General features: G+C 68.2%; 7 protein-coding genes and 1 pseudogene. 7 read left to right on the top strand and 1 reads right to left on the bottom strand.

Annotated features, from left to right (window positions below; all coding sequences use genetic code 11):
• The 3 genes and pseudogenes from INE98_RS08175 to INE98_RS08165 form a co-directional block, all read left to right on the top strand.
• Window positions 1-213, top strand: a pseudogene (locus INE98_RS08175) (hypothetical protein); the annotation flags it as partial.
• Entirely contained in the window at window positions 206-1318 is a 1113-nt protein-coding gene (locus INE98_RS08170; protein ID WP_293538080.1) for a hypothetical protein, read from the top strand. The pseudogene INE98_RS08175 and the gene INE98_RS08170, both read left to right, overlap by 8 nt.
• Window positions 1319-1337: 19 nt before the next feature.
• On the top strand, window positions 1338-2483 hold the full coding sequence (locus INE98_RS08165) for a class I SAM-dependent methyltransferase (RefSeq protein ID WP_293538078.1): 1146 nt from the start codon (window positions 1338-1340) through the stop codon (window positions 2481-2483).
• Here INE98_RS08165 and INE98_RS08160 read toward each other — a convergent pair.
• The gene (locus tag INE98_RS08160; protein WP_293538076.1) at window positions 2469-3272 is read right to left on the bottom strand and encodes a DUF6270 domain-containing protein; all 804 of its coding nucleotides are present in this window, start codon (window positions 3270-3272) and stop codon (window positions 2469-2471) included. The genes INE98_RS08165 and INE98_RS08160 overlap by 15 nt on opposite strands.
• A 320-nt stretch (window positions 3273-3592) precedes the next feature.
• Here INE98_RS08160 and INE98_RS08155 point away from each other — a divergent pair, with 320 nt between their 5' ends.
• From INE98_RS08155 to INE98_RS08140, 4 genes are all read left to right on the top strand, one after another.
• Window positions 3593-5323 (top strand): type I secretion system permease/ATPase, encoded by a 1731-nt coding sequence (locus tag INE98_RS08155; protein WP_293538074.1) that lies wholly within the window; start codon window positions 3593-3595, stop codon window positions 5321-5323.
• Window positions 5320-6792 (top strand): HlyD family type I secretion periplasmic adaptor subunit, encoded by a 1473-nt coding sequence (locus INE98_RS08150; protein WP_293538072.1) that lies wholly within the window; start codon window positions 5320-5322, stop codon window positions 6790-6792. The genes INE98_RS08155 and INE98_RS08150 overlap by 4 nt, the downstream gene beginning before the upstream one ends.
• 266 nt (window positions 6793-7058) lie before the next feature.
• Window positions 7059-10058 (top strand): calcium-binding protein, encoded by a 3000-nt coding sequence (locus INE98_RS08145; RefSeq protein ID WP_293538070.1) that lies wholly within the window; start codon window positions 7059-7061, stop codon window positions 10056-10058.
• A gap of 203 nt (window positions 10059-10261) precedes the next feature.
• A partial coding sequence (locus INE98_RS08140) for a calcium-binding protein (protein WP_367120175.1) occupies window positions 10262-10779 on the top strand: 518 nt, incomplete at its 3' end.

Genomic DNA, 10779 nt, shown 5'->3' with positions numbered 1-10779 from the left:
CGCTGGTACAAGGAGGCCGTCGCGGCGGCCACGGACCCGGCCATTCCCGAGCGCTGGTGGGCCCATGGCCAGTTCGACGACGGCGCGGCGATCTCCAAGCCGCAGCGGGTGCTTTACCGCGAGCGGGCGGACCTGCAGGCGGCCTTCCCCGATCCTTTCGCGGGCGGATACCAGGCCTGGTGGAAGGCCGAGGGGCCGGGCCGGCGTGGCTAGTCCGCGTCCCACGCCCGAGGCCGTGCGGCTGTCGGCGGCGGTGGACGCCGCGGGCCAGCGCCTGGCCGTCCTGCGCGCCGAGGTCCAGCGGGCCGAGACCGCAGAGGCCCTGATCCGGCTGCAGCTGGGCGAGGCCCTGGCGGAGGCCCTTGGGGCGCGGAGCCTGGCCGAGGCGCGGCTGCGGGCCTCGCAGTTCGACCGCTATCGCGCCGCAGCCTTCGCCCACCGCGGGCCGGACCGCCGCAACCGCCTGCGCCGGCTGGCCGAGAAGGTTCTGGCCCGGCTCGGCGCGCCCGGCCGGACCCTGGTCCGCGCCCGGGCCCGCCTGGGCGAGGGCGCGGCCCTGTTCGATCCCGACTGGTACGCCGCCCAGGCGCCTGAGCCCGTCGGCGCCGACCCCCTGGCGCACTATCTCGTGTGGGGCGGAGACGCCCGGCTGTCGCCCCATCCTCTATTCGATTCAAGGTTCTACGCCGACCGCAACGCCGCCGAACTGGCCCGCACCGGCCTGACCCCGCTGGATCACTTCCTGCGCGAAGGCGCCGCCGAGGGCCGCGATCCGCACCCGCTCTTCAGTCTGGAAGGATACGTCGCCCAGGCCCCGGAACTGGCCGCGACGGGCGAAAATCCGGTGCTCCACTACCTGCGGACCGGGGCGGCCCGGGGGCTGTCGCCCCACCCCTTGTTCGACCCGGAGTGGGCCGGCGGCGACCTGGTCTGGTACCTGACCGAAGGCTGGCGGACGGGCGCCTCGCCCCACCCCCTGTTCGACCCGGCCTGGCGGCGGGAGCAGGGCCTGGACGACGGCGAGTCCGAGCCCCTGGCGCGCTTTGTCCTGACCGCGCGAGACACTCTGGAAAGTCCGGGTCCCTATTTCAATTCAAGGACTTACGCCGAGGCCAGGGGCGCCGCCATGGACCCCTCGAAGGACCCCCTGAGCGACTACCTGGCCGGCGGCGCCTGGGCGGTCCTGGGCCCGGAGGGGCTACATCCGGCCCTGGCCTTGCTGGACGATCCTGAGGCGATCCGCTCAGGAATGACCCCGGCCGAGGCCCTGGCCCGGCGGTCTCGGGGAAGCATGACATCCGTCCTGGATAGTCGTTGACTTAGCGCAAGGTGACGAAATGGCCCAGCATGAGATTGTCTTCATTTCCCTAGATCCACCCTATTTCCTAGATCAGGAAGACAAGATCTATGTTTTTCGGGGGTGGGCAGAGGTCGACAATATTAATTCACCCGACATTCACCTGTCGATCAACGGAAAGGAGGTGAAGGTTGTAACAACTGAACCCCCTAAGTTTGAAGGTTACCTAGCCGGCAAAACCGGGATGAAATTTTATGCGAAAGTTGATTTTCGCTCACTTTTCTCGAAGGAGAGTTATTCAGAGCCCTTTCTTCTTGAGGCCGAGGTCAGGTCGGGAAGCCGCAGGCGCACATTTGAGTATGCCGTGACCCGAGCTTGGGCGCGCGAATGCCTGGGCACATTTCGGTCGCTGAGGGCGATTCCACCTGAGCCCCTACAGATCCGGGTGACCGGGGCGGCGGCTGGTGGCTATCATGCCGCCGGGAAGGAAGTGGCGAAAGAGATTACCGATCTGCTTTTGAAGTTTTCGTCACAGGGTACAAAGCCAAGCGGGCGCGTCCTGGACCTCGGTTGCGGTCCAGGTCGTGTGATCGACTGCTACGCGGACGTCTTTCCCAAGGCAAAACTCTTCGGATGTGACATTGATCCAGAGGCGATTGAGTGGGCGGCAAACACGCTCTCAGACCGAGCTAAGTTTGACGTCAATCCCGCGGGTGGTAGGCTCCCCTATCCAGACGAGTATTTCGATACAATTTACTCGATTTCAATCTTCACCCATCTTCCAGAGGAAATTCAATTTCCCCTACTTCAAGAAATTCGTCGTGTGCTGAAGCCTGGTGGTTATCTTATCACTACAAAATTGAACCCGTTTTCATTTGAATTACCTGAATACATAATTTCTGACGCTCGTTCCAAAGGTTTTGCGTATTGGGGAGACTCAGAAAAGACAGAAGGATTGCCAGATTTTTATCGTTTAGCATATCATGGTGATGATTATGTTATGGAAATGTGGTCTCCGTACTTTGACATTTTGTCGATCGGAAGGCAGTGCATCAACAATACGCAGGATGCAGTTGTCGCCCGCCGACCCAGAGAGTTTTACTCTTGGATTCCTACCCAGATCCGTGCGGTCGGTCGCGCTCTCGTTAACCGGCTGGCCCTGGCCCGCCGCTCAGCCGCCCCCTAGTTGTCGCCAGATCTCGGCGTAATAGGCGGGGACGTAGTGGAAGGGGCTCAGGCCCCAGACGTGGTCAGGGTCGGAAAACACCAGGAAATCCGGGGCCTTGACCACCTCCAGCCGCGGGATGGCGGCCCGCGTGGCGGCGTGCATCCGCGCCAGCCGGGCGTTGTGCGCCGCCCGCAAGGCCCGCCGGCCGGGGGTGATCTCGAGGTCCGGCTCCAGCGCCTCGACCCGGCCGGAAGGGTGGCGCAGGGCGCCGGCCCAGACGGCCTCGTGGAGCACCGGACGCGCCCCCGACAGCGCCCCCCCCGGCGCAAAGAGCGTCGCCAGAGCGTCCAGCGCGCGTCGCCACAGCGTCGCGTCGGCGTCGCCCAGGGCGTCCAGGCGCCGTAGCGTCATGAGGGGGGGCAGGGCGTCCCAGCCGGCCGTCTCCAGCTCCCAGGACGCGGTCACCACCCCTCCGGCGCCCGCCAGGAGGTCGAACCGCTCGTCTATGAAGTCGAGGAGGACGACATCTGGACGGAACCGGATGATTTCATCCAGTCCGGTTTTTGAAAGGTCGGTACGGAGGGCCTGCGCCGGATTCGGTCGCAGGCCGGGCGCCGGCCCCTCGGGCAGCACCAGCCCCTCCGGCCGGGCGGCGAACAGGCTCGGCAGGCGGGTCCGGGAGATATAGAGAAGGTCGTCCGTCGGCGCCCCGGCCATGCGCCAGAGGTCGCGGCTCACGCAGCTGCCCAGGATGGCCACGCGGCCAGCCCCGGCGAGAGGCGGAGGAAGACGGGAGGAGCCGGTCATGTCGCCAGACTAGGACGAATCGATCCGCCGCACATCCGGCAGGCGGCTGAACCCCGGCAGGCCCCCTCCGGCCCGCTTCGCGGTCCACCTGCCCCTCGGGAGGGGGAGGAATTGGAGCGTTGGCGCCGGGGCGGGTCGGCAGGCGGCCGCCGGCTGCGGGATGGGGGGGAAATCCGGGGGGTGGCGTGGCGCCGGGGACACGGGGGTCCGGGCGTTCCCGGAACCCCCTCGCGGAATTTCCTTGCTTTTCGTAAACCTTCCGGGGTGATGGTCGCCCCCCGAAGCGGAAGCCGGCGCGCCGGCCCGAGCCAGGACCCAGGATGAAGATCTTCAACCCCTTCGCCGACATGCCGGACAACCCCCTCACCCGCGCGGTGAAGGAGGGGCGCCGGCCGCTCATCTATGCGGGCGTCTTCAGCCTGGTCTCGAACCTGCTTTACTTCGCCATGCCCCTGTACACGACGCACATCTATGCGGGCGTGCTGCCCAGCGGGAGCGTGCCGACCCTGCTGGTGCTGACCGGCGGCGTGCTGGCGGCCTTCGTCATGTCGTCGATCATCGACCACTACCGCGCCAAGGTGCTGATCAGCTTTGGCGTCCTGCTGGACCAGAGGGTTTCGAGCCACGTCTTCGGGGCCCTGTTCGAGGGCGCGGCGCGGGGCATGCCCCAGGCCCGCAGCCAGGCCCTGCGCGATCTGGATTCCTTCCGCCAGATGCTGACCGGCCCGGCCTTCGGCGTGCTGTTCGACCTGCCCTGGATGCCGATCTTCATGCTGGTCCTGTTCGTGGTCGACCCGGTGATCGGCGTCATCACCTTCGTGGGCGCCCTGGTCCTGCTGGCGGTGGCCCTTCTGCAGGACATCCGCACCCGGCCCATGCTGAACGAGGCCAACGAAGCGGCCCTGCGCAGCTATGGCTTCACCGACCAGGCCCTTAGGAACAACGAGGTGGTCCGGGCCATGGGCCTGACCGAGCCCCTGGCCGGGCGCTGGCGGGCCTTCCGCCAGACCACGATGGACCGCAGCTCCCTGGCCAGTGACGACGCCAGCTACATGACCAACATCTCCCGGGGCCTGCGCCAGGGGATCCAGGTGCTGATCATCGCCGTCGGCGCCTGGCTGGTGCTGACCGGCCAGATCCATGTGGGCCTCCTGTTCGCCAACATGATCCTGGGCGCCCGCGCCCTTCAGCCCATCGACCGGCTGGTGGCCAGCTGGGACGGCCTGATGAACGGCGCCCGGGCCTATGAGCGCCTGGTCACGGTGTTCGAGGGCTACCAGGAGCCGCGCCCCTCCACCGCCCTGCCCAGGGCCAAGGGCCTCTTGAGCGTGGAGGGGGTCAACTTCGCCCCGCCTGGCGCCAACCGCTTCGCCCTCCAGGCCCTGGCCTTCCGAGTCGAGCCCGGCGAGATGCTGGGCGTGATCGGCCCGTCCGGCGCCGGCAAGTCCACCCTGGCCCGCCTGCTCGTGGGCGTCCTGCCGCCGACCCACGGCGCGGTCCGCCTGGACGGCGCCGAGGTCCACGCCTGGGACCGCGCCGACTTTGGCCGCAATGTCGGCTACCTGCCGCAGGACACCGAGCTGTTCCCGGGCACGGTGCGCGACAACATCGCCCGCTTCCGCGACGACATCACCGACGAGATGGTGGTGGCCGCCGCCCAGGCCGCCGGCGTCCACGCCATGATCCTGCGCCTGCCCCAGGGATATGAGACCGACCTGGGCGAGAGCGGCCGCATCCTCTCGGCCGGCCAGCGCCAGCGCGTGGGCCTGGCCCGCGCCCTGATCGGAGACCCGGCCCTGCTGGTGCTGGACGAACCCAACGCCGCCCTGGACGCCGAGGGCGAGGAGGCCCTGCTGTCGGCCCTCGATGCAGCCAAGGCCCGGGGCGCGACCATCGTGATGGTGGCGCACAAGCCCTCGATCTTCCGCGCCGCCGACAAGATGCTGGTGCTGCGCGACGGCCGGATGGAGGCCTTCGGTCCCCGCGAGGCGGTGATGGCCAAGTTCGCCGCCCCCGCCCTGAGGGCCGTGGAAGGCGGAGGCGCCCGATGAACCTGGACCCGCGCAAGTCCGCCTTCGGCGCCCCCGGAGGCGGCCCCGGGAACGGGCCCGGAACCGGTCCTGAGGGCGGCCCCGCAAGCGGCCCCCGCAAGGCGCCCGGCCCCCTCGCCGCGGCGCGCCGCTGGCTGGCGCCCCTTCTGAAGGTGTCGGACCAGCCCCTGGACCCGGACCTGGAGCGGCGGATGCGCCGGCCGATGATCACCGGCTCGATCCTGATCGGCGTGTTCGTGGTCGGCTTCCTGGGCTGGGCCAGCCTGGCCCCCCTGGAAAGCGCCGTCATCGCCCCCGGCGTGGTGCGGGTGGAGGAGAACCGCAAGGTGCTGCGCGCCCGCGAGGGCGGCACGGTGCGCAGCATTCCGGTGCGCGAGGGCCAGAAGGTGACGAAGGGCCAGGTTCTGCTGACCCTGGACGACGTGCAGCCCCGGGCCGCCATGGAGGTGATGCAGAACCAGGTCGACACCTACGCCGCCCAGGTGGCGCGGTTCGAGGCCGAGGCCCGCGGCGCCCGCCAGGTCGCCTTTCCCGCCGAGCTGACGGCGCGGATCTCCGACCCCCGGGTGGGCGCCCTGATCCGCGACCAGGACTTCCTGTTCGCCAGCCGGCTGCAGTTCTTCGACAGCCAGTCGGAGGTGCTGCGCCAGAGGACCCAGCAGATCGACTCGCAGATCCAGGGCGTGCGCGCCCAGATCACCGCCCTGGACGAGAACGTCGCCCTGACCCGTCAGGAGCTGGAGGGGTATGAGACCCTCTACGCCCAGGGCTATGCCCCGAAGACCCTGATCCTTCGCTATCAGCGGGCCCTGGCCGACCTGGCCGGCCGCAGGGGCGCCCTCAGCGCCGAGCAGCAGCGGCTGGCCCAGCAGAAGGGCGAGGCCCAGGTGCAGCTGGCCTCGCTGAACGACCAGAGAATCAGCCAGGCCGCCGAGGGCCTGAGGCAGATGCAGGCCGCCCTGGCCGACGCCCGCCCCAAGCTGGCGGCCGCCCGCCAGACCTTCGAGGCCGCCACCGTGCGCGCGCCGGTGGACGGCTATGTGCTGAACCTGACCCAGTTCACCCTGGGCGGGGTGGTGGGCGCGGGCGAACTCCTGATGACCGTGGTGCCCTCTGACGCGCCCCTGGCCGTGACGGCGCGAATCAAGCCCGGCGACATCGAGGGAATCACCCCCGGCATGAAGGCCCGGGTGACCCTGTCGGCCTTTTCCAGCCGCCGGGTCTCGCCCTTTGCGGCGGTGGTGACGAATGTCTCGGCCGACGAGGTGACGGACGAAAAGACCGGCCAGTCCTTCTTCCGCGCCGACCTGACCATCGACCCGAAGGAGCTGGCCAAGCTGCCCCCGGGCGAGACCGTGACCCCGGGAATGCCCGCCGACGTGATGATCACCACCGGCAAGCGCACGGTGATGGGCTATATCGTGGGGCCGCTCTCGGACACGCTGAACGCCTCCATGAGGGACAAGTAGGCCCTGTCCGGCGGCCGGGAAACAGGGGGCGTGACCTTTCGGCATCACCCCCGCCCGGCGTCGCCGGAACAGGGGGGTTTTTGCAGTTGCGCAATTGAATCGCTTGGGCTACGGCTTGTTCGGGCTCGTTTAACCTTCGCTGTGTTACGTCATGTGGCGGTCACAGCTAAGGGCTACGGACCGCCGGAACCCGTCCGATGGAAGCGTCCATGGGGTCGTGGCGCCGGACATTTCGTCGGTCCGAGTGAAACACACTGGAGAGAAGAATGACCGCCTATACGTTCGAGACGATCAGCGCCGCAGATGCGTTGGCCTTCGACGCAACCAAGGACACCCTGACGTTCACGACCCCGGGCGCCACGGCGACGGCGGTGACAGTGGCGATCACGGACGCCTCCGGCTTCCCCCTGACGCCGGCCTCCTTCGCCCTCACCTTCGGTGGGGTGACGAAGACCTTCGGGCCGAGCTTCATCGTCGGCACGGCCGGCGTGGGCAATGTGACGGGCCAGATCATTTTCCCCGACAACACCATGCTGTATGTCGGAACCACCGATGCCAACGTCATCACTGGCTCGGCCGGCAGTGACGCCCTGTATGGTGGTTCGGGTGCTGACAACCTGACCGGCGGCGACGGCGCGGACTTCATCCAGGGTGGTCTTGGCAACGACACCGTGTCTGGCGACACGGGAGCAGACACCCTTCTGGGCGGCCAGGGCAATGACGACATCCGTACCGGAACGGGCAACAACTACGCCCACGGCAACCTGGGTGACGACACCATCACCGCTGGTACGGGCTCCGACACCCTGCTGGGCGGCCAGGGCAACGACACCATCGTCTCCAGCGACGGCGCCAACAACGTGGCGGGCGACGCCGGCAACGACAGCATCACCTCCCTCACCGGTGCAGACACCATCACCGGCGGCGCAGGCAACGACGACATCAACGCCGGTGCGGGCGACAACCTGATCGATGGCGGCGCCGGCAACGACACCATTGCCTCCGGCACGGGCGCGGACAACATCACCGGCGGCGAGGGCAACGACACGATCAATGCAGGCTCCGGCGCCAATAGCATCAGTGGCGATGAGGGGGCTGACACCATCCAGTCCGGGTCGGGCGCCGACACCATCCTTGGCGGTACAGGCAACGATTCCATCATCGACACTGGTGATGGCGCCGACAGCGTGAATGGCAACTCCGGCGCTGACTCCATCAATGGCGCCGCCGGAGCGGACAGCCTCCTTGGCGGTCAGGACAACGACACCATCGATGGCGGGTCGGGCAACAACTACCTCCATGGTAACTTGGGGGCCGACAGCGTCACCGGTGGCGATGGCAACGACACGATCCTGGGCGGCCAGGGTGGCGATGAAATCGCAGCCGGCGGTGGCCTCAACTACGTGACCGGCGACCTCGGCAACGACAACATTGGCGCCGGGACCGGTGCTGACACCCTGCTGGGTGGCGACGGTAACGACAGCATCAATGCCAGCGACGGGGCCAACGTCGTCGAGGGCGGAGCCGGCAACGATACGGTGAGCTCCGGTTCAGGCAACGACGTGGTCACCGGCGGTGACGGCAATGACTGCCTGAGCAGCGGTGACGGCGCCGACAACCTTTCTGGTGATGCGGGTGCGGACACACTGATTGGTGCTACAGGTTCTGACACGCTCGTGGGTGGCGACGGCGCTGACTCCGTGAGCGGCGGCAATTTCACCGGCGCCGACCGGATCGATCTGGGTGCTGGCAACGACACGGTGGTTGATACCGGTACGGGTGCGGCGACCGTCATCGGTGGGGACGGCTCCGACTGCATCACCTCGGGCGATGGTAACGACAACATCAGTGGCGACGCCGGCAACGACAACATCAACGCGGCCAGCGGCGCCAACACCATCTCCGGTGGTGACGGCAACGACAGCGTCACGTCGGGCGCTGGCAACGACGTGATCACGGGCGGCGAAGGCAACGATACGCTCGTGGCCGGCGATGGTATTGACAATGTCGATGGCGGTGGTGGTGAGGACTGCATCAGCGGCGAGACGGGGGCTGACACCCTGGCTGGCGGCGCTGGTGCAGACACCCTGATCGGTGGCGCCGGAAACGATCGTCTCGACGGCGGCGCCGGCGCTGACCGGATCACCCTGGCTCCGGCCACGGCCACCCAGGCAACGGCCATCGGCGGTCTCGGCGATGACACCTTCGTGATCACCAGCAACTCCGGGGCGTCTGTCTCCGCCGATGCTGGCGAGGGTAACGACAGCTACTCCGGTGGTGACGGCGTGGACTTCGTGGTCGGCGGGGCGGGTAACGACACCCTCACTGGCGGTACGACCGGCGCGGACACCCTAAACGGCGGTGACGGTCTGGACTCGCTCACCGGCGGCAATGGAGCCTCCTCGCTCGTGGGTGATCTCGGAAACGACACCATCTCCGGTGGCGCCGGTTCCGAAGGGATCAGCGGCGGCGACGGTGCGGACAGCCTGGTCTCGGGCGGTGGCAATGACACCGTCTCGGGTGGCGCTGGCGCCGACCAGATTACGGGCGGCACCGGCAACCAGAACCTCTCTGGCGGTGATGGAGCGGACACCCTCGTGGGCGGTGGCGGGAACGACACCATCGACGGCGGAGCCGATGGCGACACCATCACAGGTGGGGCCGATAACGATGTCATCACCGGCGGAGCCGGGGACGACACAGTGTCCGCCGGCGACGGTGCGAACAACGTCAGCGGCGGCGACGGCGCAGACTCCCTGACCGTCGGAACGGGTGCGGACACTGTCACCGGTGGCGACGGCGCGGATACGATCTCCGGCGATGATGGCCTCGACAGCCTCTTCGGCAACACGGGCGGTGACAGCATCGTCGGTGGCGCCGGTGGGGACACCATCTCGGGCGGCGCTGGCGCCGACACCGTGAACGGTGACGCGGGCAATGACCGGTTCGTCTTTGCGGCGGGTGACGCCTCGTCGACTACCGCCGGCAGCATCGACATCATCGATGGCTTCAACACCACAGACGACGGGATTGCACTGGGTGTCACGGGCACTGTCGAGACCCTGACCACCGCAGCAACCTTCGATGCGGCGCTCAGCGCCGCAAACGGGGTGATCGGGGCCGGGACGTCGGATATCGTCGTGGTCGCGGTCGGTACGACGGCGACTTATGTCTTCGCCGACACCAACGCTGACAATGTGATTGATACGGCCATCGGCCTGATCAACATCACGGGCGCCTTGGCCGACGGTGACTTCATCGCCTAAACCCGGTTCCTCGGAACCCAAGGATCGGGCCGCCCCTCGGGGCGGCCCTTTTCTTTTGCGCGGGCGGCGTTTGGGCGTGTGCGGGCGGGGAGAGGACGGAAGCGGGATGTTAACGCCTGCGGGGCAGACTGCCCGAAACGCCGGCGGCGCCCCTGGCCCACCGGCGACGTCCGCCCCGCCTTCCTCCTGTGATCGGGACCGCCATGCCCGCCTTTACCTTCGAGACCATCACCGCCGCCGAGGGCCTGACCTTCACCGCCGCGGACACCCTGACCTTCACCACGCCGGGCGCTTCGCCCGCAGCGGTGTCGGTGACCTTCACCCCCGCCTCGCAGCCGCCGGGCTTTCCGCCGCCTGCGCCGACCCCGGCGACCATCACCCTGGCCTTCAACGGCGTCTCCAAGGTGTTCGGGGCCGGCCTCGCGGGGCTGGGCGCCAGCGCCGGGCAGATCGTCTTTCCGGATGGGGCGCGGCTGTTCGTGGGCACGACAGGGGCGGACTCCGTCGCGGGCGGGAGCGGCGGCGACGCCCTCTATGGCGACACGGGCGGCGACTCCCTGGCCGGCCTGGCCGGCGACGACCTGCTTCAGGGCAATTCGGGCGCCGACACCCTGACCGGCGGGGAGGGGAATGACAGCCTGTACGGGGGCCGGGACGCCGACCTGATCGACCTGGGCCCCGGCCTGAACTGGGCCAACGGCAACATCGGCGCCGACACGGT

The sequence above is a fragment of the Phenylobacterium sp. genome, assembly GCF_020253645.1.
In the GTDB taxonomy this organism is placed as follows: domain Bacteria; phylum Pseudomonadota; class Alphaproteobacteria; order Caulobacterales; family Caulobacteraceae; genus Phenylobacterium.
The sequence above is the reverse complement of the archived record's forward strand: the minus strand, read 5'-3'. Positions and strand labels throughout refer to the sequence as shown.